Origin of the sequence: Novosphingobium album (ex Liu et al. 2023), assembly GCF_029076845.1 — a bacterium.
Classification (GTDB): Bacteria; Pseudomonadota; Alphaproteobacteria; order Sphingomonadales; family Sphingomonadaceae; genus Novosphingobium.
This window is the reverse complement of the sequence record NZ_JARESE010000050.1, coordinates 89,353-112,121: the sequence shown is the minus strand read 5'-3', so window position 1 is coordinate 112,121 and position 22,769 is coordinate 89,353. Positions and strand designations below refer to the sequence as shown.

The 22,769-nt window shown below is 67.8% G+C and carries 14 protein-coding genes; 7 read left to right on the top strand and 7 right to left on the bottom strand.

Translation table 11 applies throughout. From position 1 onward, the window contains the following. Positions 1-39 precede the first annotated feature (39 nt). From rpoN to PYV00_RS15535, 7 genes are all read left to right on the top strand, one after another. Positions 40-1,569, top strand: a complete 1,530-nt coding sequence (rpoN, locus tag PYV00_RS15565; RefSeq protein WP_275229222.1) for an RNA polymerase factor sigma-54 — start codon at positions 40-42, stop codon at positions 1,567-1,569. 159 nt (positions 1,570-1,728) lie between these two features. Beyond that, complete coding sequence (locus PYV00_RS15560) at positions 1,729-2,409, top strand: energy transducer TonB (RefSeq protein WP_275229221.1); 681 nt, start codon at positions 1,729-1,731, stop codon at positions 2,407-2,409. Between the two features lie 77 nt (positions 2,410-2,486). After that, on the top strand, positions 2,487-2,681 hold the full coding sequence (locus PYV00_RS15555) for a hypothetical protein (protein WP_275229220.1): 195 nt from the start codon (positions 2,487-2,489) through the stop codon (positions 2,679-2,681). 175 nt (positions 2,682-2,856) lie between these two features. Beyond that, positions 2,857-3,567: a CoxG family protein gene (locus tag PYV00_RS15550; RefSeq protein WP_275229219.1), complete on the top strand. Its 711-nt coding sequence runs from the start codon at positions 2,857-2,859 to the stop codon at positions 3,565-3,567. Next, positions 3,564-4,433 carry an FAD binding domain-containing protein gene (locus PYV00_RS15545; RefSeq protein WP_275229218.1) on the top strand — a complete coding sequence of 290 codons (870 nt, stop codon included), beginning with the start codon at positions 3,564-3,566 and terminating at the stop codon, positions 4,431-4,433. The genes PYV00_RS15550 and PYV00_RS15545 overlap by 4 nt, the downstream gene beginning before the upstream one ends. Continuing rightward, on the top strand, positions 4,430-4,927 hold the full coding sequence (locus PYV00_RS15540) for a (2Fe-2S)-binding protein (RefSeq protein WP_275229217.1): 498 nt from the start codon (positions 4,430-4,432) through the stop codon (positions 4,925-4,927). The genes PYV00_RS15545 and PYV00_RS15540 overlap by 4 nt, the downstream gene beginning before the upstream one ends. Further along, entirely contained in the window at positions 4,924-7,650 is a 2,727-nt protein-coding gene (locus PYV00_RS15535) for a xanthine dehydrogenase family protein molybdopterin-binding subunit (protein ID WP_275229216.1), read from the top strand. Before PYV00_RS15540 ends, PYV00_RS15535 begins: the two co-directional genes overlap by 4 nt. A gap of 103 nt (positions 7,651-7,753) precedes the next feature. Here the strand turns inward: PYV00_RS15535 and PYV00_RS15530 are convergent, their stop codons facing one another. The 7 genes from PYV00_RS15530 to PYV00_RS15500 form a co-directional block, all read right to left on the bottom strand. Next, the gene (locus PYV00_RS15530) at positions 7,754-15,712 is read right to left on the bottom strand and encodes a tandem-95 repeat protein (RefSeq protein WP_275229215.1); all 7,959 of its coding nucleotides are present in this window, start codon (positions 15,710-15,712) and stop codon (positions 7,754-7,756) included. 117 nt (positions 15,713-15,829) lie between these two features. After that, the gene (locus PYV00_RS15525) at positions 15,830-16,819 is read right to left on the bottom strand and encodes a zinc-dependent alcohol dehydrogenase family protein (RefSeq protein WP_428981646.1); all 990 of its coding nucleotides are present in this window, start codon (positions 16,817-16,819) and stop codon (positions 15,830-15,832) included. Positions 16,820-16,950: 131 nt separating this feature from the next. Further along, positions 16,951-17,760 (bottom strand): TorF family putative porin, encoded by an 810-nt coding sequence (locus PYV00_RS15520; RefSeq protein ID WP_275229214.1) that lies wholly within the window; start codon positions 17,758-17,760, stop codon positions 16,951-16,953. Between the two features lie 455 nt (positions 17,761-18,215). After that, positions 18,216-19,763, bottom strand: coding sequence for a SulP family inorganic anion transporter (locus PYV00_RS15515; RefSeq protein ID WP_275229213.1), 1,548 nt, complete (start codon positions 19,761-19,763; stop codon positions 18,216-18,218). Next, entirely contained in the window at positions 19,760-20,455 is a 696-nt protein-coding gene (locus PYV00_RS15510; protein WP_275229212.1) for a carbonic anhydrase, read from the bottom strand. Before PYV00_RS15510 ends, PYV00_RS15515 begins: the two co-directional genes overlap by 4 nt. 131 nt (positions 20,456-20,586) lie before the next feature. Continuing rightward, a complete protein-coding gene (locus tag PYV00_RS15505; protein ID WP_275229211.1) occupies positions 20,587-21,897 on the bottom strand; it encodes an ATP-binding protein in 1,311 nt (436 codons plus the stop codon). Continuing rightward, positions 21,894-22,634, bottom strand: coding sequence for a response regulator transcription factor (locus PYV00_RS15500; RefSeq protein ID WP_275229269.1), 741 nt, complete (start codon positions 22,632-22,634; stop codon positions 21,894-21,896). Before PYV00_RS15500 ends, PYV00_RS15505 begins: the two co-directional genes overlap by 4 nt. Between the last annotated feature and the right edge of the window lie 135 nt (positions 22,635-22,769).

The window sequence follows — 22,769 nt, the reverse complement described above, 5'->3', positions numbered from 1 at the left end:
AGGATCGGGGCGGCACAAGGGCATGGCGGGCGGATAACGATGGCGCTCGGCCCTCGCCTCGATCTTCGGCAGACCCAGTCGCTGGTGATGACGCCGCAGTTGCAGCAGGCGATCAAGCTGCTGGCGCTGTCGAACCTGGAGATAGAGACTTTCATCGGCGAGACGCTGGAAGCCAATCCGCTGCTCGACCTGGGCACCGAGGCGCCCGCGCCAGCCGCCGAGACCGTGGCCATGCCCGAGGAGGCCCGGCGGACCACGCTGGAAAGTTCGCCGGTGGACCAGCTCATCGGCGAAGGACGCGGCGAGGAGGATCGCCCGCTCGACGTCGATCGTACGGCGATCGACCATGATCGCGATACCGGCGATGGCCAAGGGGGCGGCGAGACGACGGGCGGCGACCTCGATGCCTCCTGGGGCGGCGAGATCCGCATCGGCGGCGGCGAGGAAGGCCCCGGCATCGACGAGCGCGGCGCGGCCGACGAGACGCTGAGCCAGCACCTGGAAGCGCAAGTCGGCCCGGTCGCGCCCGATCCGCGCATGGCGGCGATCGCGCGCTATATCATCGGCCAGCTTGACGAGGCCGGCTATCTGCCGGTGCCCCTGCGCGATGTGGCGACCGACCTGGGCGTGCCGCTGGCCGAGGCCAAAGCCGGGCTCGCGCTGGTCCAGTCGCTGGAGCCGACCGGCGTCGGCGCGACCTCGCTGGCCGAATGCATCGCCCTTCAGGCCAGGGAAGCCGACCGCTACGATCCGTGCATGGCGCGGCTGATCGACAACCTTGAGCTGGTCGCGCGCGGTGAGTTCGCCCGGCTGAAGCGCATGTGCGGCGTGGACGACGAGGATTTCGCCGACATGCTGGGCGAGCTGCGCGGCTATGATCCCAAGCCGGGGCTGCGCTATGGCGGCGAGGCGAGCGCGGCGGTCACGCCCGATATCCTGTTGACCCCGCGCGCGGACGGCGGCTGGGACGTGCGGCTCAACCAGGCGACGCTGCCCCGGCTGGTGGTCAACCGCAGCTACTATGTCGAGATGAAGCGCAATTGCGACGACAAGGCCTCGCGCGGGTGGCTTTCGGAAAAGCTGGCCGACGCGAACTGGCTGATCAAGGCGCTGGACCAGCGGCAGAAGACGATCCTGAAAGTGGCGGCCGAACTGGTGAAGCAGCAGGACGGCTTTTTCCGCCACGGCGTTTCGCAATTGCGCCCGCTGACGCTGCGCACCGTCGCCGAGGCGATCGGGATGCACGAATCGACCGTCAGCCGCGTGACTTCGAACAAATACTTGCAGTGCCCGCGCGGGACTTTCGAGCTGAAGTATTTCTTCACTTCGGGCGTGGGCGCGTCGGGCGGCGAAGGCGCGGCTTCGGCCGAGGCGGTGAAGGCCGCGATCCGCCAGCTGATCGACGCCGAGGCGCCCAACGCGATCCTTTCGGACGACGCGCTGGTCGATCTGCTCAAGGCGCGCGGCTATGATCTGGCGCGGCGCACGGTGGCCAAATACCGCGAGGCGATCGGCCTGGGCAGTTCGGTCCAGCGGCGCCGGCAGAAGGCGCTTGCCGCAGTGCGGTAAGTAATAAGCCAGGCTATATTAAGCGTGGCCGCTTAGATACTTGTTTTGCTTAGCAAAAAACGATTTGCAAAACCCGGTAATGTGATAGCTTTTCGATGAACCGAGCCTCCATTGCGACTTGTCGCAAAGATAAGAGCGCCGGTCATGGAGAGGATGCCGATGTCTTACGCGGATCGGACTACAACCCATAGTTCAAGCCGGACGATCGTGTTCGCCACGGTCGCCGGCATCCACGCCCTGGTGCTCTACGGGCTGGTGACGGGGCTTGGCGGCGCATATATCGAGCGGGTCGCCACCGTCTTCAGGACCACGAACTATCCGGTCGATCCGCCCTCGCCGCCGCCGACGGCGGAGCCCGAGCAGAAGATGCCCAATCAGGCCGACACCGTCATCACCACGCCGCGCGCGCCGATCCCGCTGCCGGACACCGGGCAGCGTCCCTATTTCGAGCAGCCGCCTTTCGCGCTGCCGCAATCGGGCCCGGGCGATGACGAAGTCGTCGTGCTGCCCGAGCTGAAGCCCACCCCCCTGCCCAGCGGCAAGCCCACTCCGGCGCGGCCGCGCAACGCGCCGGCGAGCTGGGTGACGACGGACGATTATCCGACCCGTGAACTGCGCGATGGCGTGGAGGGCGTGGTCGGCTTTGAACTCACGATTGGAGCTGATGGCAAAGTGGAGGGATGCCGAGTGACCAACTCCAGCGGCTCACCGGGTCTCGACGCCGCGACGTGCAAATACGTCAGGCGCCAGGCCCGGTTCGAGCCCGCGACCGATGCCAACGGAACGAAAGTGCCCGGCACTTATGCCAGCCGGGTCAACTGGGTGATCCCGAAGGATTGACGCGCGCGCGGTGGTTCACCCGGCAAAGCCGGGGAACCCGCGACGTCGGCAAGACCACGAGAGAGGATGCGGAAGAAATGGCACAAGGCAGCAACCGGCCCGTCAATCCCAACGAAGCGGACCGATTTGTCGCAAGCGGGCTTTACGGGTTCGCCCTGTATGGCCTTGCCATGTGCAACTGCAACGAAGGCGTGGTGCGCTTGCTGGACGCGGCGCAAGCGCGTCCGCGGCAGGGCGGCAGCCCCCATCCCCAGGCGGGCCCTGCCGCATAGCTTGCGTTCGGGCAAAGCCCGAGCGCTCGGTTAGCCGGAGCGGTTCGTCCGCGCCTTATCAGGGCCGCTCCGGCTAGCCAGTCCTTTTCCGAGCAGTGGCGCCATGTCGGCCTTGCCCAATTCGCCGGGCAAGTTATTAGTCATGGTGGCTCACATTCCGGGAGAGGCGAAGATCATGCATATGACAGGTGAGCAGCGCGTTGCTGCTCCGCGCGAGCGTGTCTGGGAAGCGCTCAACGACCCGGACGTGCTGCGCCAGTGCATCCCCGGTTGCCAGAGCCTTGAGAAAGAGGGCGAGGATCGGTTCATCGCCGTGGCCGAAGTCAAGATCGGCCCGATCGGCGCGCGCTTTCGCGGCAATGTCCAGCTGTCCGACCTGAGCGCGCCCAACGGCTATACGATCACCGGATCGGGCAACGGCGGCATCGCCGGCAGCGCGAAAGGCGGCGCCAGGGTGCGGTTGTCGGACGATGCCGGCGGCGGCACGCTGGTATCCTATGACGTGGAGGCCGAAGTCGGCGGGCGCATGGCGCAGCTTGGCGGCCCGATCATCGATGCCACCGCGAAGAACCTGGCCGGCAAGTTCTTCAGCCGCTTCGGCGAAGTGGTGAGCGGCGGCGCGGCGGCGGAAGCCCCAACGGCCGCGCCGGCCCCGGTTTCGGCCCCAGTCCCCGCCCCGAGCCCCGCGCCGGTCCCGGCCGCACCGGGCGCGCCCGGCTTCGTCGGCCTGTGGGGCTGGGTCGCGGCGCTGGTCGTGGCGATCCTCGCGGGCTTCGTGCTGGGCAGCAATGCCATTGCCGGCAGCGTGGTCATGGTCGTGATGGTGCTCACCGTGGTCGTCGCCGCCGCCGCGTTCGAGGCCGGGCGGCGCGGAGGCGGCCAGTGAAGCCCGCCCCGTTCGACTATATCGCACCCGCCAGCATTGAAGAGGCGTGCCGCGTGCTTGACGAAGCGGGCGGCGGCGCCACCGTGATCGCCGGCGGGCAGACGCTGATGCCGCTGCTCAACTTGCGCATGAGCCAGCCCTTCATCCTTGTCGACATCAACCGGATCGCGGCGCTCAAGGGCGTGACCGAGGTCGAGGGCGGCATCCGCGTCGGCCCGGCGACACGCCAGGCCGATGCCCTGAAGGACGCGACGCTGGCCAGGCGCCTGCCCGCCTTCATCCGCGCGCTGGGCCATGTCGGCCATTACCAGACGCGCAATCGCGGCACGGTGGGCGGCTCGATCGCGCTGGGCGAGCCGGCGGCCGAAATGCCCGCGACCGCCGTGGCGCTGGGCGCGACGATCGAGATCGCCTCGGTGCGCGGCACCCGCACGGTGCCGGCCAGCGAATTCTACATCGGCCCTTACATGACCGTGCTGGAACCCGACGAGCTGGTGACGGGCATCGTCTATCCAGACTGGCCGGCCGGCCATCTGGTGCTGTTCCGCGAAGTGGCGCAGCGCGCCGGCGATTTCGCGCTGGTCGGCATGGTCGGCGCGCTGGCGCTGGATGGCGGCACGGTGGCGCGCGTCGGGCTGGGCTGGTTCGGCATGGGGCCGACGCCGATCCGGGCGCGGCAGGCCGAAGCCGCGCTGCTGGGCCAGGCATCGGGCGCGATCGACCCCGAAGCCGTGGCCACGCTGGCCGTGGCCGATACCGCGCCCTTCGACGATCACCACGCCAGCGCCGAATACCGCCGCACGGTCGGCCGGCGCATTTTCGCAAGAACGCTGCGCGAGGCTCTCGCGCTGAAGGAGGCGGCATGAGCGAGCCTGCAAGCAAACGCGACATCGAACTGACCGTCAACGGCCATCGCCACCGGGCCAGCGTGGAGGCGCGCACCAGCCTGGGCGAATTCCTGCGCGAAAGCCTGGGCTATACCGGCACGCACCTGGCCTGCGAGCATGGCGTGTGCGGCGCCTGCACCGTGCAGGTCGATGGCGCGGCGATGCGATCATGCCTGATGCTGGCGGTGCAGGCCGATGGCTGCGCGGTGACGACGGTCGAAGGGCTGGCCGCCGCCGACGGCACGCTGCATCCGGTGCAGCAGGCGCTACGCGACAACTTCGGCCTGCAATGCGGCTTCTGCACGCCCGGCGTGGCGATCACGCTGGCGACGCTGGTGGATGGCGGCGCGAAGCTTTCAGCCGAGGAGATGGAGCTGGCCATGTCCGGGCACATCTGCCGCTGCACCGGATACCAGGGCATCCGCCGGGCGATCCGCCAGCTTGTCGGCCAGAACGCGGGAGAAGCGGCATGAACGCGCAGAGCGTCGGCGCCACGCGCTATATCGGGGAGCGCACCCCGCGCAAGGAAGACGCCCGCCTGCTGACCGGGCGCGGCCAGTATACCGACGACGTGCGCCTGCCCGGCATGTTGCACGTCGCCTATGCCCGCTCGGCGGTGGCGCGCGGGACGATCGTGTCGATCGACACGGCGGCGGCGCGCGACCTGCCTGGCGTGCACGCGATCTATCTGCAGCGCGATTTCGCCCCGGTCCCGCTCTACATGATGAACTTCTTCTTCGGGCCGATCGAATCGCCAGTGACATTGCTGGCCGACGGGCGCGTCGCCTGCGTCGGCGACCCGGTGGCGATGGTCATCGCCGACAGCCGCGCCATCGCCGAGGATGCCGCCTCGCTGATCGAGATCGTGATCGACGAGGAACCGCCCGTGGTCACGCTGGCCGATGCGCGCACCGGCCCGTTGGTCCATCCCGGCATGGACAGCAACGTGGCCGCCGAAATGGGCGAGCCGGAGATCGATGAGGACTTGCAGGCCCGGATCGACGGCGCAGCCTACAAGGTAACGCGCACGATCCGCCACCAGCGCATCGCGCAATCGCCGATGGAAGCGCGCGCCTGCGTCGCCTCGCCCGACGGGGCCGAGGAATTGACCATCTATATCTCGTGCCAGAGCCCCAATCTGGTCTGCCGCTATGTCTCGGTCGCGCTCGGGCTGCCGCAGGAGGCGATCCGGGTGATCGCCAAGGACGTGGGCGGCGGCTTCGGCCTGAAGAACATGCCCTGGCGCGAGGAACTGGCGGTGATCGTCGCCGCGCGGCTGTTTGGCCGGCCGCTGAAGTGGATCGAGGACCGCTTCGAATCGCTCACCGCCTCCAGCCACGCGCGCGAGCAGGAAATCACGCTGACCGTCGGCTTCGACCATGACGGCCGGCTTGTCGCCGGGCATTGCGACTACAACTCGAACAACGGCGCATGGCCGATGGGCGAGGACTGCAACGTGGCCGTGCACATGTTCATGTGGCCCGCCCACAAGATGCCCGCCTATGGCTTCATCTCGCGCGGCTGGTATTCGAACACGATGGGCCTTGGCGGCTATCGCGGGCCCTGGGCGATCGAATCGCTGATGCGCGAGACCCTGCTGGAAGCCGCCGCGCGCGAGATCGGCATCGACACCATCGAACTGCGCCGGCGCAACCTGATCTACGCCGCCGACCAGCCGGCCACCTCGACACTGGGCATCGAAGTGACGGATATCACGCCGGGCGAATGCCTGGAAAAGCTGGTCGCGCATCTCGACGTGGCGAAATTCCGGCAGGAGCAGGCCGCGGCGCGCAAGCAGGGGCGCTATCTGGGCCTGGGCTTCGCCACTTATGTCGAGCCGACCGCATCGGCCGGCACGATGGCGCCGATGACGGGCGAGACCGCGAATATCCGCATCGACCCGACCGGCAAGGTCATCGCCAGCCTCACCACCCATTCGCAGGGGCACGGCACCGCCACCACCATGGCGCAAGTCATCGCCGACCGGCTGGGCGTGGCTTACGAGGACGTGACGGTATTCGAAGGCGATTCCGCCTGGGGCGGCTTCAGCCCCGGCGCGGCCGGCAGCCGCCAGGGCGTGATCGGCGGCGGCGCATCGTGGAAAGCGGCGGAAATGCTGGCCGACAAGGTCAAGTCCCTGGCCGCGCACCTGTTCAACGCCAATCCCGAGGCGATCACGATCGAGAACGGCACCGTGCACGTCGCCGGGGCACCGGAAATGTCGCGCTCGCTAAGGGAAATCGCCGAGGTCGCCTATGCCGAGCCCCACCGCCTGCCCGCCGGCCTTGCCACTGGCCTGGAAGCGCAGTTCCGTTACCAGCCGCCGCCGATCACGTTCACCAGCGCGGCGCACGCCTGCATGGTCGAGGTCGATGCCGAGACGGGCTTCGTCAAAATCCTGCGCTGGATCTCCTCGGAAGACTGCGGCACGGTGATCAATCCCGGCGTCGTCGAAGGGCAGATCGCCGGTGGTCTGGCACAGGCGATCGGGCAGGTTCTGCTGGAGGACATGCCGTACGACGCGCGCGGCAATCCGCTGGCCGCGACGTTCAAGGACTATCTCATGCCGGCGATCAGCGACGTGCCGGATTTCGAATATATCCACGCCAACACCCCTTCGCAGACCATTGGCGGGATGCGCGGCGTGGGTGAAGGCGGCGCGATCGTCGGCCCGCCGACGCTGGTCAACGCGATCCAGGATGCGCTGGCGCCGTTCGGCGAAGTGGAGATGAACCTGCCGCTGACCCCGGCGAAGATCCTCGACGTGATCGAGGGGCGCGACATTTCGGGCACCTCGTCGAAATATGCCGCCGAGCGGACGGCGCCCGAGGCTCCGCCCGCGCCGGCCAGCGCGGCGATGGCCGAGCCGGCCGCGCCGCAATCGGCCGCCGCCACACCGGCCACGCCCGACGGTGACTGGGCGGTGACGATGAAACCGCCAATGGGCCCGGCCCAGCAGATGACCGCCCATTTCGAGACCGCTGGCGACGCGCTTTCAGGCTATCTGAAAAGCCCCGAAGGCCAGCAGGGCTTCACCGGCACGGTCGAGGGCAATCGCCTGAAGTTCGACCTGCACGTGGAAAAGCCGATCAAGATCACCCTGAAATACGACCTGGCCATCACCGGCGACACGCTGACCGGCAAGGCCAAGATGGGCATGATGGGATCGGCCAAGGTCTCGGGCGAACGGATCTGATCCCGGCGCGCGCCGTGCCCTCACCCGGCCTGGCTCGCCGCGCCGAAGATCTCTCCGACCCCGCGAGGGGAGCGGCGCAAACCGCACCCCCTCGCGAACCGGCTCAGGCGATGGCGCCCAGTGGAGTGATGGTGGCATCGATCACCTGATCGCCGATCAGGACATGTTCGAGCACCGTATCGTAGATCACCTCGAGCGTGCCGTCGTCGAAGGCCAGGTCCATGCCCTCGGGCCCGACGGGAAGCGCGATGTCATAGCCGTTGCCGGCCAGGATGACGTTCGACCCTTCGACCACGGCGGTGAAGTCGCCGGCGTCTCCCGCGACGACCAGCGTATCGCCGCCCTGGTTGAACGAGGGATCGAGGCTGACCGAACCGAACGTCAGGTGCACCGTTTCCGCGCCGTCGGCCGTGCCGAACAGGTCGATCGCGCCGCCCGCGTGGACTTCGCCATCCTCGGCCATGCGCACGCGCGCGATCGCGGCGTCATCGGGCGAACCGGGCAGGAGCGTGCCGTCGGGATCGGCCGTGATCGGCACCAGCACGGCGCCGAAGCTCTGGTCGCCGATGGCCATGGTGCCGCTTTCGGTATCGAACACCAACGAGCGCACGCCATCGTCGAACACCACCGGCAGGCCGGTGACGCCGACCGGCAGCGTGACCACGGTATCGCCGTCCGACAGCACCGCGCTCGATCCGAAGCGGACGATGTCCCAGTCCGCCGCGTCGCCATGCAGGCGGACGATGTCGTTGCCCGCGTTGAACGAGGGATCGAAGCCGAGATGGCCGGCCACGTCCAGCACGGTGATGTCCTGGAAGCCCTCGGTGCCGAAGACCGTGCCGTTGCCGCCGATCTCGCCCGCCCAGCCATCGGTGGCGATCAGGCGGAATTCCTCGGGCGTATCCAGGCTCATGACCAGGATCGTCGCCTGATAGACCGTGCTGCCGCCCTTGCCGTCCTGCACTGTGACAACGACGGTATCGGTGCCGAGGTAGCCATCATCGGGCGTGTAGACGAAGGCGCCCGCGCCATTGGCGGTGATCGAGCCGTGCGCCGGGTTATTGGGCGCGTAAGTCAGCGGATCGCCATCGGGATCGCTGGCGTGCACCTGGATGGCGGTGGGCGTATCGGCAAAAGTGGTCTGCCCTTCCACCGCCGGTGAGACCACCGGACGATGGTTCGGCGGCTGGGTGACGAAGACGGTGACGGTCGCGGTGTCATCCGCGCCGAAAGGATCGCTCACCCGGTAGGAGAAGCTGGCGGTGCCGGTGAACCCGGCTTCGGGCGTGAACACGACCGTGCTGCCCGAAAGGCTGACCGAGCCGTGGCTGGCGCCGAAGACGGCGGCGATCGTCAGCGGATCGCCATCGAAATCCTGGTCGTTCGCCAGCAGTTGCACCGCACTGAGCGCCAGCGTAGTGTTCTGGATGGTAAGCGCGGTATCGTCGTTGGCCTGCGGCGGGCTGTTCGGCGGCGGATCGAACACCGGCGTGATGGTGAGCGTGAAGACGTCGCTGGTGCTCAGCGATCCGTCGCTGGCCACCACTTTCAGGTCGATCGTGCCGTTGAAGTCCAGCGGCGGCGTGCCGGAGAAGTTGCGGGTCGCCGGATTGAACGTCAGCCAGGAAGGCAGCGGGCTGCCGTTCGCCAGGGTGGCGCTCAGCGTCAGGGAATCGCCGTTGGGATCGCTGAACGTGCCGGCCGGCAGCGTGAAGCTCCAGAACCCGTCCTCGGGCGAGGACTGGTCGGCGATGGGCTGTGCCACGATCGGCGCGGCGTTCTCGTTCACGTCCTTGACCGTGACGGCGATCGCCTGGTCGTCATACAGCGTGCCGTCGCTGGCGCGCACGATCACGTCATAGACATTGTTTGCGCCCACATCGGTCGGGCTTTCGAAGTTCGGCGCCGAAACGAAACGCAGCGCGCCGGTGGCGGCATTGATCGTGAACTTCGCCTGGTCGTCCCCGCCGACGATCGCATAAGTCAGCGTGTCGCCATCGGGATCGGCGGCAACCACCGTGGTCACGGCCGCGACGTTCTCGTTGACGTTGATCGCTGCGGTGGCGCCGCCACCGTTGGACGTGATCGCCGGCGTATCGTTGATCGCCTCGATCTGGATCGTGGCGACGGCCGTATCAGTCATCGCGCCGCCGGGGCCGGTATTGCCCTGATCGTCCACCGTGGCGGTCAGGCTCGCGCTGGCGGGCGGATCATCGGTATGGGCCAGATAGGTGATCGTCGCGCCCAGCGTTCCGTCCAGCAGCGCCTGGATCTGGGCCAGCGTGCCGGTGAGCGTGACACTGTCGCTGCCGCTGCCCGCCAGGGTGACGCCGGTCGTCCCGGGAGCGACATTGAGCACGCCGTAATCGACGGCCAGCGTGACCTCGATCTCGCCGCCGCCCGCGTCCTGATCGCTCACCCTGATCGCGCCGGCCAGGTTCAGCAGCACCTGCTCGGTGGCGACCAGATCGCTGGTGTTGTTGCCAAGCAGGAAGGCCAGGGGGCCATCGGTGGCATCATAGGATGGATTGGTCGGGTCCTCCGCAAAAGCGTGGGGGAAATCGGGATCGGGATCATTCCCCGACGAGATCCAGAAGATCGGCGTATTATCGCCGGGCGAGAGCCAGGCGCCCTCATGGAGCATGATCCAGTAGTCACCGGCTTCCAGCGAGACGCCGCCCAGCGAGATCTTCGCGTCGAACACGTCGGTTCCGTACAGGCTCAGCAGGCCGGTATCGGCCAGCACGGGGCTGGCGTCGCTGCCCGAGAAGAGCAGGGCGCCCGGAGCCCCGGTCCCGCTGTCGGCAGCATAGATCGCCCAGCCGAACGTGCCGCTGAAGCCATCGAAGCTGTCGTTTGGCACAAGGTCGTTGTCTTCGAGCAGCGCTTCGAAAAAATCGAGCGTCGTGGCGGCCGCCAGCGTGAAATTCTCTCCCGCCACGAAGGCCGAGACCGAGTAGGAATCGGTCGTTCCGGGTTCGAGCTGATCCCACAGGATCGCCGTGGCGCCGATCGTCACCACCGGCGCGTCGTTCGCTGCGGTCACGGTTACGGCCAGCGCCTGCTCGTCGAACAGGGAGCCGTCGCTGGCGCGCACGGTCACGTCATAGACATTGTCGCCGCCGCTATCGTCCGGGTTCTCGAAGTCGGGCGTCGCGATGAAGCTGAGCGCGCCGGTCGTTCCGTCGATCGTGAACTTCGCTGCATCCGCGCCGCCGTTGATGGAATAGGTGATCCCGGAAGGATCGGCGTCCATCACCACGCCGCCCGCCTTGCCGCCGGTCGCGATCGCGGGGGACGGCGCGACAGTCAGCACCGGCGGCAAGTCGACATCGGTCGCCACCACCGTGGTGACGAACGCGGTGTTCTCCGCGACATCCACCGTCGCGGTGGCGCCACCGCCGTCGGAGGTGATGACCGGCGCATCGTTGACCGGATCGACCGTGATCGTGACGGTCGCGATATTCCCGTCGCCGGTGCCGTCGTTCACCTTGTAGGTGAAGCTGTCCTCGCCCGAGAAATCGGCGTCCGGCGCATAAGTGAAGCTGCCGTCGGCATTGAGCACGAGCGTGCCGTGCGCGACATCGGTGACGAGGATCGCGGTGAGCGGATCGGCATCGTCATCGCTGTCGTTGGCCAGCACGCCGGCGACGGGCACCGTCAGGTTGCCGTCCTCGCTCACCGAATAGTCGTCGTCCAGCGCGACCGGGAGTTCGTTGAGATCGAGCACGGTAACGGCGATCTCCTGCATGTCGAACAGCGTGCCATCGCTGGCGCGCACGATCACGTCATAGACGTTGTCGGCTCCGGCATCGCCCGGATCCTCGAAATCGGGCGCGGCCAGGAAGCTCAGCGCGCCGGTCGCCGCGTTGATGGTGAACTTCGCCGCGTCGGCGCCGCCGGCAATGCTGTAGGTCAGCGTATCGAGATCGACATCGCTCGCGGCCACGGTGGCGACGGCGGTGGCATTCTCGTCGACGTCGACCGCGGCCGTGGCGCCACCACCGCCCGAGGTGATCACCGGCGCATCGTTGATCGAGGCGACCGTGATCGTGACCGTGGCGGTATTGCCGTTCACCGTGCCGTCGTTCGCCTTATAGGTGAACGTGTCCTCTCCGTGGAAATCGGCGTTCGGCGCATAGGTGAAGCTGCCATCGGCATTGAGCGTGAGCGTGCCATGCGCGGCGCCCGACACCAGCACGGCGGTGAGCGGATCGAGATCCGCGTCGGTATCGTTGGCCAGCACGCCGCTTGCCAGCGCGACGGTGAGCGTGTTGTCCTCGTTGACCGAATAGGCATCGGCGACGGCAACCGGAGGGATATTGCCGCCGGCATCCAGCACCGTGACCGCGATCGCCTGATCGTCATGCAGCGTGCCGTCGCTGGCACGCACGATCACGTCATAGACGTTGTTCGCCCCCGCATCGGTCGGCGCGCCGAAATCGGGCGCGACCAGGAAGCCGAGCGCGCCGGTGGTGCCGTCGATGGTGAACCTGGCCTGGTCCGCGCCGCCCGCGATCGAATAAGTGATCGGGTCCGCGTCCACGTCGGCCGCGACGACGGTCGTGACCGGCGTCGCGCCTTCGCTGACATTGATCGCGGCGGTATCGCCGCTGCCGTCGGACGTGATGACCGGCGCGTCGTTCACCGCGGAAATGGTGATCACCGCCGTGTCGACATCGGTCTTTTCGCCGCCCAGGCCGGTATTGCCGCCATCGGCCGTGTCCATGCCGAAAGCGATGTCGCCGTGGAAATCGGCCGCCGGCGTGAGCGTCAGGCCGTTGGCGGCGGCAAGGGTCGCGTTGATCTGGGCGACTGTCGCGGTCACGACGATCGCGCCGGAAGCGTTGCCCACGATCTGGCCGCTGGTGACGCCGCCAGCGACATCGGTCGCGAGCGTGAGCGTGCCGCTGCCCGGATCGATCACGAAGTTGACCTCGATCGCCCCGCTGCCCGCGTCGGGATCGGCGATCGAGATGCCGGTGAGGACAAGCGGCGTGTCCTCGCTGCCGTTGAAGGTGGCCGGCAGCGTGTTGACCGGCGGCTGGTTCGGCGCGCCGAAGCCGATGTCCACGGCGAGGTTGGTGTCGGCATCGCTGTCGCCGTCACCCGTGGGTTCGGCGCCGTAGGAAAGCGTCACGCTTCCCGAAACGATCGTTCCGCCCGGCCCGGCCGCGCCATTGCTGTCGTTGTTGATGTTGTTGTCGGGATCTCCGGCGTTGGTCGTGGCGATGAGGCCGGCGAGCGCATTGCCGCCAGTGAAATTGCCCGCATCGACGCTGACGATGTAATTGCCCGGCGCCAGGTTCTGGAACAGGTAGGCGCCGCCCCCGGCCGTGGTGGTCGTGGCGATCGCCGCGCCATCGGCCGTGCCGTTGTTGTCGGCATCGGCGAAGAGCGACAGGGTCACGCCGTCGATGCCGCTGTCGCCGCCATCGAACACGCCATTGGCATTCGCGTCGCGGAAGATCAGGTTGCCCAGCGAAAGCGTATCGACCGCCTGGACCGTCAGCGTCTCGACATTGCTGGTGGCGCTGCCGCCGTCATGGTTGGCCACCGCGCTGGACGGGGCGGGATTGACGATCACCTCGTTGGCGAAGCCGACGGTCGAGCTGTAGTAGACTTCCACCGCCTTGCCGGCGGCCAGCGCGCCGATCGTCGCGGTGACGGCGGGGTTGGCATCGGTCACGACGCCGGGCGCATCGGTGCCCGGCGCCGCGTCGGGAACGCCGACGGTGATGTGGACCACCCCGTTGTAGCCCGCGACATTGGCGTGCCCGTCCTCATCGACGATGGTATATTCGAAGCTCGCCGGGCCGGAGTAGCCGATCGTAGGCGTGAACGTGACGGTCTGGGTGCCGGCATCGAACGATACCGTGCCATGCTCGGCATGGAGCACCGATGCGATCGTCAGGTTGGCCTCGGCCCCGTCGGGGTCGATGTCGTTGGCCAGCAGCTCGGCGAAAGTCAGCACGATGGGGCCACTGCCGGCCTTGGTATCGTCGATCGCGATCGGGGTGATTTCCACCGACCCCATGTCGATCGTCGCGCCGTTCATCGGATCGGACAACGTGACATTGGCCGCGTCCGCCAGCCCGTTGTTGACGATGCGCGTGACGGTATGGAGCTGTTCGCCGCTATCGACGCCCCCGTCATTATCGGCATCGATGAAGACGGTCTGGCGCGTCACCGTCAGCGAGACGCCGGCATCGTTGGCCAGCGCGTTCAGCGCGGCCGTCGCCTGGATCAGCCCCGCGCCGGTCGTCAGGTCGAAACCCGCGCCAGTGAGCGTGCCGCCCCAGGTGCTCAGGATATCGAGCGCCGAATCCCTGAGCGCCTGCTCGATCCGCGCGCCCGAGGCACCGGGCACATAGTCCATCATCAGCGCCGCCAGCGCCGCCGCGTTGGGCGCCGCCGCCGAAGTGCCGTAGAAATTGGGGAAGGTATCGGCGTCATAGTCGACGTCGGTGCCGAAGAAGGTGGTGTTGCTGCCATCGGGCGCGGTGAAATCGACCCCGCGCTGCTGCGGCGAGATATAGCGGTTGCCGTCGGTATCGAACAGGATCGGCACGCCGCCTTTCGACGTGAAGTTCTCCGCGAAAGGCGGCGTCTGGCCATAGGCCGGAGTATCGTACCAGTCCGCCGCCGCGACGGCATTGGCCCCGGCCGTGTTGGAATGGCCGAAGCTGGTGCCGCTGGCGGTATTGAATTCGCTGAAAGTCTGGCTGCCGCCGAGGGTCACGTACTTGATCAGGTGCGGCTCGACATTGCCCGGCAGCCCGGTCCTGAAGCCGATCGAGACGTCGAGCGCGCCGCTGCCGCTGAGCTGTTCGAATTCGATCGGATCATCGCCCAGCGTGCTGCTGTCGATCACCGAAATGATGCCGCCGCCCGTATCCCGGAAAATGAAGACCATGTCCGATCGCGCGCCGGTGCCGCCGGATACCGAGAAGAACGGATCGTCCCACTGCAGGATATAGCTGACCGCGCCCGACTGGGTGATGCGCTGCGCGGTGTCGACCCCGACGCCCGGATCGAAATCGTGCAGTGCGTAAGTCACGCCGCCGGAAGTGAAGGTCGTGCCCGAATTGCGGAATTCGCTTTCGTAGGACCGCGCGGCGTAGTTGCCGGCCGAGGAAAAATACATCGCGCCATCGGCGACGACGGTATCGACGGCCTGGGCGATCACGCCATCCTGGAACATCGGCTCGAAGAAATAGCGCACATCGTCGACGATGATGTCGGAGCCCGCGTTGCGCAGGTCGATGATGCCTTGCGCGAAGTCCGCCTCGCCGGCGAAGGCGGTGTGGAAGGCCATCTCGACGCCCGGCGCGATGTCATAGATGAGCTGGGCCATGCCGCGGCCCTCGTCGGTTCCGTTGGCATAGTCGGACAGCACGTTGATGCCGGCGGGCAGATCGCCCGATGCCACGTCCTCCGCATAATGGATCGAAGTGGTGGTGCGCGTGTCGAAGCTGTCCGAAAGGACGCCGACCGTGATGCCCGTGCCATCGACGCCGAACGTCGATCGCGCGGCGGGCGCGTCGATCGCCAGATCGTCCTGCCCGGCCACCGCGCCGGTATCGAGCACCGCATAGGACGGGCGCGCGAACTTGATCGTGGCCAGCGCGGCCAGATCGTCGATCGCGTCGAGCGGCAGCAGGCCGCTGGCGAGCGCGCCGAAGGCAGAGCCCTTGACCAGACCGATCGCCATAAGATCGTCAAGGATCGTGCTGCCATCGCCGTTCGCCGCCGCGACATCGATCGTCACATAGCCGTTGCGGACCGGCGCGATGCTGTTGGCGCTGACGAAATCGGCCAGCGCGCCGGCACGCGCCTGCCCATCGAGCCCCGCGACCGCGATCTGCGATTCCAGGAAGATCCCGGCCAGGCCGAACTGCAGCTTGCCGTTGCTCACCGCGTCGATCACATCGGCGGTCAGCCCCTTCGTGGCCACGCCCGAAGAGACAATCGCCGAAGTGGTCGTGGTCAGCGAAGAAATCGTGCCGTTTTCCGTAGTCGGTTCGAGACCCGACGAAAACTGATTCAGCCGAATGATCATGATGTTCCCCCAGTGCGCGACAGAGCTGCCCATCTCTTGATCGCGCCGGGTAGATCGAACCTGTTTTGCCCCGGAGTCAACGCTGTTTTGATCCCATTCGCACGGGTATCCGGGACTCTACGGAACCAGCACGATCGCGCCTTCCACCTCGCCGCCGCGCAGCCGGTCCAGCGCGGCGTTGGCGCTGGCCAGCGGCATCGGCGTGACATGCGTGCGCACCGGCACTTGCGCCGCCAGTTCCAGGAACTCGGTGCCATCGGCCCGCGTCAGGTTCGCGACCGAAAGGATCGCGCGCTCTTCCCACAAGTCGGCATAGGGGAAGCCGGGGATGTCCGACATGTGGATGCCCGCGCAGACCACGCGCCCGCCCTTCTTCACCGCTTTCAGCGCCAGCGGCACCAGCGCGCCCACCGGCGCGAACAGGATCGCCGCGTCCATCGGCTCGGGCGGCATTGCGGACGAGGCGCCCGCCCAGGCACAGCCCAGGTCACGCGCGAAAGCCTGCCCGGCGCTGTCGCCCTCGCGCGTGAAAGCGAAGACCTTGCGCCCCTGCCACACCGCGATCTGCGCCAGGATATGCGCCGCCGCGCCGAAGCCATAGAGCCCCAGCACCGGCGCATCGCCAGCCATGCGGTAGGACCGATAGCCGATCAGCCCGGCGCACAGCAGCGGCGCGGCGTGGACATCGTCGAACACATCGGGGATCGCGAAGCAATAACGGGCATCGGCCAGGCAATGCGTGGCAAAGCCGCCATCGCGGGTGAAGCCGGTGAACAGCGGCGCGTCGCACAGGTTCTCGCGCCCGCTGGTGCAATAGGCGCAGTGGCCGCAAGTGTGACCCAGCCACGGCACGCCCACGCGCTGGCCCACCCCGAAGCCCGAGACATTGGCGCCGGCCGCCTCGATCCGGCCGACGATCTCGTGCCCCGGCACGATCGGCAACTGGCCGTGGATATCACCATCGGCGACATGCAGGTCGGTGCGGCACAGCCCGCAAGCGGCGATCGCGATGCGCACCTGGTCCGGCCCCGGTACGGGCAGCGGCCGTTCCACCAGGTGCAGCGGCGTACCCGGCGCATCGAGCTGCATGGCGTGCATGGTATCCATCGCGATGGTCCTTTCCGGTCCGAGCCATCGCGCGCGCCATGCCGGCGCGGCGCGATTCGCCGTGCAGCATAGCGCATCGCCCCGCCCGGCGACGATGCCGCCGGGCGGGGAACTTCACAGGGTTCCGGCCGTCAGAACGCGGCGGTCAGCGAGAAGACCACGGTCGATCCGGCGATCGACGAACCGTTCTTGGTCGAGGAGAAGTTCGGCTGGAGATAGGCCGCTTCGGACTTGGTGATGTTGGTATCGACATAGGCGACCCCCAGCGTCACCGGGCCCAGCGCGTAATCGGCGCCCAGCAGCCAGTCGAGGTATTCGCCGGTCGGTGCGACGCTGGTGCCGTTGGGGCCCAGGCCGGGGTTGCCGTTCGAATAGCCGAAGTGCGCCTTCACCGTCAGCGGCGTTTCGGGGATGCCCATGTTGACATCGCCCCACAGGTAGAGGTTGTCCTGCTTCTGACCGCGGCTGCTGGGCGTGTTCGAATAGTTGCCCAGCGCGTCCTGCTTGGGCGCATAGGCGACGCCGGCCAGCACGTTGACCGGGCCCAGCGTGCTGGAAAGCTTGGCATAGCCTTCGGCGAAATCGGTCGTGTCCGCGCCGCCCGGATACATGTACCAGGTCAGGCCCACGTCCAGCGTCGCGCCGCCGATGTCCATGGCATAGCCGCCGAAGATATCCAGCTCGGTGTTGGAGCCGCCGAACGTGCCCCAGCCCGAAAGGTTGGAGGCCCAGGTGCCGACATAGAGTCCGCTTTCGTGCGAAACCGTGACGCCGCCCTGCACGGCCAGTTCCTTGTCGCTCTGCGAGACGCCGCGGAAGCGGTAGTCCGATACGAGCGCGACGCTGCCCGAAACGGAGATCGGCCCGGATTCCTCTTCCTGCGCCAATGCGGGAGTCGAGACGGCCAGGCCCAAAAGGCCCGCGATCAGTAGAGTTCTCATATGCAGTAACGCCCTCATGTTTGATGGTTGTTGTTCGCGTTCCTGCCTGCGGCCGGCGCATCGGGCTGCGCTGCATGGCGAGCCCGTGTTGCCCCGGCACCCAAAGAGCTATCGGGCGCGCCTGTCGCCCCCGTTGCCCGATCGTGACAAAATGTTGCGAGCGCGGGCGCGCAGAACCATTCCCGCCGGCTGTGGCCGGTGTGCACCAGTGTGCTGGCGGCGGCGGCCGGCGGTAGCAGCAAGCGCGACAAAAAGGATGATTGTGCGGATGACCGAATGCACGGCTGGAACCCGATCCGCCCGGCAGAGGGAGGATCTGCCAGTCCGCGCGGGTGGGTCCGCGAACGATACGATCAGCATAAAAAGGCCGGGCGGATCGGGATTGGACGATCCGCCCGGCAGAGGGAGCGGGAAGCGACGTGAGGGTGTCACTTCCCGCATTGCAGCTCGAAAGATCAGGTGCCGATGGGCAGCGGGCGCAGGATCGGCTCCGGCCCGGTCACGGTATCGCTGTGGCCACGCTGGCGGCGGCGTTTGAGCCATTCGCCGATGGTCTCGGCGGTGGTGTGGTCCATCACCCGCAGCTTGCCGAGATCGAGGTGCACCGGCCGGTCCGCCGGCTGCCTTTCCAGGATCGCGTTGATGCGGGTAAGGCCCAGGAACGTGGCCGCGCCGTGCAACTCCACCCGGTTGGCGTGGCCGGCATCGTGCTCATGCACATGCAGCCGCAAGTCGCGCAGGTGCGGCGCCAGTTCGAGCAGCGAAAGCACCAGGCCGACCAGCACGCCGGTCAGCAGGTCGGTCGTCACCACCAGGATGAACGTCACCGCCCAGATCGCCGCGGGCAGCGGGCCGTGGACATTGAACAGGTGCTTGGCATGGGCCACGCTGACCAGGCGCCAGCCGGTGACGACGAGCACGCCGCCCAGCGCCGCCATCGGCACCTCGCGCAGCAGCCAGGGCAGCAGCGCGACGAAGCCCAGGATCCACGCACCGTGCATCACCGTGGAAAGCCGGGTCCGGGCGCCGGCCTGGACGTTGGCCGAGCTGCGCACGATCACGCCGGTCATCGGCAAAGCGCCGAACACGCCGCACAGCAGGTTGCCCACGCCCTGCGCGCGCAGTTCCTTGTTGAATTCGGTGCGCACGCCATCGTGCATCCGATCGACCGCGGCGGCCGACAGCAGCGATTCCGCGCTGGCGATGAAAGCGATGGCAAAGGCGGTGACGATCAGCGCCGGGCTGGCCAGCGGGCTGAACCACGCGGCGCTGGTGGGCAAGGCGAAGGCCGCGCCGATCGAGGCCGGCACGTCGATCCGTGCGACATCGAGGCCAAGGCCCCAGGCGACGATAGTGGCCGCCATCACGCCCAGCAGCGCGCCCGGAACGAGCGCGAGCCTGGCCGGGCGCAGCTTTTCCCACCCCAGCATCACCGCCATGGTCAGGACGCCCAGCATCACCGCCAGCTCGGTGGCGGCCAGGTTGAAAGGCGAAAGGCCAAGGATGCGCGCGGGCATCATGGCGATGTTCTCCAGCCCGCTCGACATAGGCTTTTCGTCGAACAGGATGTGGAACTGGCCAATGACGATCAGCGCGCCGATGCCGGCGAGCATCCCGTGGACCACCGCCGGGCTGATCGAACGGAACAGCCCGCCAAGCCGGAGCGCGCCGGCGACAAGCTGGATCGCGCCGGCCAGCAGCAGCACCGGGCCCAGCGCTTCGAGCCCGTGCTCGCGCACGAATTCGAAGACGATCACGGCCAGGCCCGCCGCCGGGCCGCTCACCTGCAAGGGCGATCCCGCCAGCAGGCCGACGACGACGCCGCCGATGATGCCGGTGACAAGGCCCTTCTCGGGCGGGACGCCCGATGCGATGGCAATGCCCATGCACAGCGGCATCGCCACCAGGAAGACGACGATCGAGGCGGTGAAGTCCCGCGCGAAGAAGCGGAACGGGCCGCCGCCTTCCTCGGCGGCGGCGGCAGTGGCGGGGGCAGTGCTCATTCGGCCGCCTCGGCGTATTCCGCCTCGCGCGCCACGCGCGCGCGCGCCGGCAGCGCGACGGGCAGCGGACAATCCTCGCGCAGCGGCACGAACTGGTCGATCTCGCCGTCAAGGCCCAGCACTTGTCCGGCATGGATATCGACGAACCAGCCATGCAGCGCCATTTCCCCGCGCGCGATCGCGGCCGCGACCGAGGGATGCGTGCGCAAGTGGCTGAGCTGGACGATCACGTTCTCCAGGCTGATCGCGCGCACCCGCTCGCGCTCGGCGAATTCGGGGTGGCAGGTGCTCACCACATGTTCGGCCGCCGCGCCGTGGCGCAGCCAGGCGGCCACGTTCGGCATGGCTTCCAGCCCGGTGGGATCGCTCAGCGCCTTCATCGCGCCGCAGTCCGAATGGCCGCACACGATGATGTCGCGCACGCCCAGCGCGACCACGGCATATTCGACCGTGGAGGAGACGCCGCCGTTCATCGTCCCGAAGGTCGGCACGATGTTGCCCGCGTTGCGGCAGACGAACAGCTCGCCCGGCTCGGCCTGCATGATCTGCTCGGGCACGATGCGCGAATCCGCGCAGGAGATCATCAGCGCCTTGGGCGCCTGGCCATGCGTGGCCAGCTTGCCGAAAAGCTCGCTGCTGTTGGGGAAGATAGTCTTCTCGAAATGGAAGACGCGTCCGATCAGCTCGTTCACGCTAGTCACCTTTCCTTGGACTCATGCTGCACCGCGGCGCGGAGCCGCGAGCCATGATGCCAAGTTAGGTCATGCGATTGTCCCTGGTTCGTCGCGTTCGTGACGAAGTTTTGCTGCGTTGCGGCAAGTGATCAGCCGGGCGCCAGCGGCAGCCGGATCGTCGCGCGCAGGCCGCCGCCCGGCCGGTTGCGCAGATCGAGCGTGCCGCCTTCCATCCGCACCGCCTTCTGCACGATCGGCAGGCCCAGCCCCATGCCGGCGGTATCGCGCGCCCGCGCGCTGTCGAGCCGGACGAAGGGCTGGAGCGCGCTGCCGATGGAATCCTCGGGAATGCCGGGCCCATCGTCTTCCACCACGATTTCCGCGCCCTGCCCATCGCGCCGCACCGAAACCCGCGCGTTGCCGCCATAATGCAGCGCGTTCTCGATCAGGTTGGCCAGCGCCCGGCGGATCGAGATGGGCCGGGCGATGATCTCCAGGCTGCGTTCGCCCGAATAAGTGGCATCCGCGCCGTAATCGGCGGCGGTATCGACCAGGGTTTCGGCCATGACCGCAAGGTCGATGCGCTCGGCCGGGATATCGGCGCCGCCGGTATCGACATAGGCCTGGATCGATTCGAGCAGCAGGCGCATCTCTTCGATGTCATGCTTGATGCCGTCGCGCACGCCCGGCGCGACATCGCCATCGTCAAGCCGCAGGCGCATCCGCGCGAGCGGGGTCTTCAGGTCATGCCCGATCGCCAGGATGGTCTGCGTGCGATCGACCATCGACTGGTGGATGCGCTCCTGCATGTCGTTGAGCGCGCGGATCAGCTCGCGCAGCTCGTCCGGCCCGCGCTCGGGCACCGGGCGCGGCGGCCCCGCGCCGAGATGCCGGGTCGCGCGGATCAGCGCGCGCAGCGGGTTGAGCGTCGCGCGCAGCAGGACCCAGGTGAGCGTGATCAGCAGCAGCGTGGGCAGGACGAAGCTGATGATGTGCCCCGCCGTCAGCTTCCAGGCCGCGCGCACGTGCGAGCGGAAATCGAGCACGCTGCCATCGTCCAGCCGGATCGACCCGCCGACATTGCCGCGCGCCGGCAACCCTTCGAGATGCAGTTCCAGGTCGGCGTGCGCCAGCTCGGGCTCGAACTCGACGACTTGCGTGCGCAAGTTGGCCAGCCCCACCGATCCGCGCTGGCGCTGCGAGGCGGGCGACCATTCGAGCGCGAAGCGGCTGGTGCTGAGCGCGGCAGCCACCGCCGGCCGATCGGCGATCGGGCTGCGCTCCACCGCGCGGCTGGCCAGCACCAGGCTCTCGGCGATGCGTTCGGCATCGTCGCGGCCCAGCTCGAACGAGTTGGCCCGTTCGAACAGCAGCGTGTTGGCGGCGAAATCGACGACGACGACGAGCAGCAGGACCGCCAGGAGCCGTTCCGGCAGGCCGAAGCGCCGGAACAGCCTCAAGCGCGCGTCACTTCCGCCTTGAACATATAGCCTACGCCGCGAACCGTGATGATCGGCGATTCGCCGCCCGCCGCCTGCAGCTTGCGCCGCAGCCGGCTGACCAGCACGTCGACGCTGCGATCGGAACTGTCGCCCAGCCGCGACCGCGACAGCTCGATCAGCCGCTCACGCCCGAGCACGCGCTGTGGATAGCCCAGGAACGTGGCCAGCAGATCGAATTCGGCTCCGGTCAGGTCCACCATCGCCCCGGAGGGCGAGCGCAATTCGCGCCGCGCCATGGACACGGTCCAGCCATCGAACGCGATGGTATCGACCGGGCGGCCGCCGGCATAGGCATCGGTCGCGGGATCGACGCCGCTGGCCGCGGCGCCACCGCCCCGGCGCAGCACGGCGCTGACCCGGGCGGCCAGCTCGCGCGTGCTGAACGGCTTGGCCAGGTAATCGTCGGCCCCCAGCTCGAGGCCGAGTACCCGGTCCTCCTCGCTGCCGCGCGCGCTGATGAAGATGATCGGCACCTCGCTTTCGCGGCGCAGGCGGCGGAACAGCTCGAACCCGTTGGTGCCGGGCAGCATGATGTCGAGCACCACCAGGCTGACCGGGCCTTCCTGCAGCGTCACCCACATTTCCGCGCCGGTCGCGGCGGTCACGACATTGAAGCCGCTTTGCCGCAGGGCGCGCGCGGTCAGGGTGCGCAAGGGGCCGTCATCCTCGACAAGCAGGATCGTGGGCGTTGGCATCATGCTTTCGCGGGGGAGGCGGGAATTGGTGGCGATCGTCATGGTCTCGGGCATGTAGCTGAAAATCTAGGAAGTTCGATGCCGCTTGGCAAACCGGCATCGCTTCACGCAACGCAATCCGGCCGGGCCGGTGGC

Bases quoted from the DNA above. Each gene is read 5' to 3' on its own strand.
- rpoN (WP_275229222.1), top strand. From the start codon at position 40: ATGGCGCTCGGCCCTCGCCTCGATCTTCGGCAGACCCAGTCGCTGGTG.
- PYV00_RS15560 (WP_275229221.1), top strand. From the start codon at position 1,729: ATGTCTTACGCGGATCGGACTACAACCCATAGTTCAAGCCGGACGATC.
- PYV00_RS15555 (WP_275229220.1), top strand. From the start codon at position 2,487: ATGGCACAAGGCAGCAACCGGCCCGTCAATCCCAACGAAGCGGACCGA.
- PYV00_RS15550 (WP_275229219.1), top strand. From the start codon at position 2,857: ATGCATATGACAGGTGAGCAGCGCGTTGCTGCTCCGCGCGAGCGTGTC.
- PYV00_RS15540 (WP_275229217.1), top strand. From the start codon at position 4,430: ATGAGCGAGCCTGCAAGCAAACGCGACATCGAACTGACCGTCAACGGC.
- PYV00_RS15535 (WP_275229216.1), top strand. From the start codon at position 4,924: ATGAACGCGCAGAGCGTCGGCGCCACGCGCTATATCGGGGAGCGCACC.
- PYV00_RS15530 (WP_275229215.1), bottom strand. From the start codon at position 15,712: ATGATCATTCGGCTGAATCAGTTTTCGTCGGGTCTCGAACCGACTACG.
- PYV00_RS15525 (WP_428981646.1), bottom strand. From the start codon at position 16,819: ATGGATACCATGCACGCCATGCAGCTCGATGCGCCGGGTACGCCGCTG.
- PYV00_RS15520 (WP_275229214.1), bottom strand. From the start codon at position 17,760: ATGAGAACTCTACTGATCGCGGGCCTTTTGGGCCTGGCCGTCTCGACT.
- PYV00_RS15515 (WP_275229213.1), bottom strand. From the start codon at position 19,763: ATGAGCACTGCCCCCGCCACTGCCGCCGCCGCCGAGGAAGGCGGCGGC.
- PYV00_RS15500 (WP_275229269.1), bottom strand. From the start codon at position 22,634: ATGCCAACGCCCACGATCCTGCTTGTCGAGGATGACGGCCCCTTGCGC.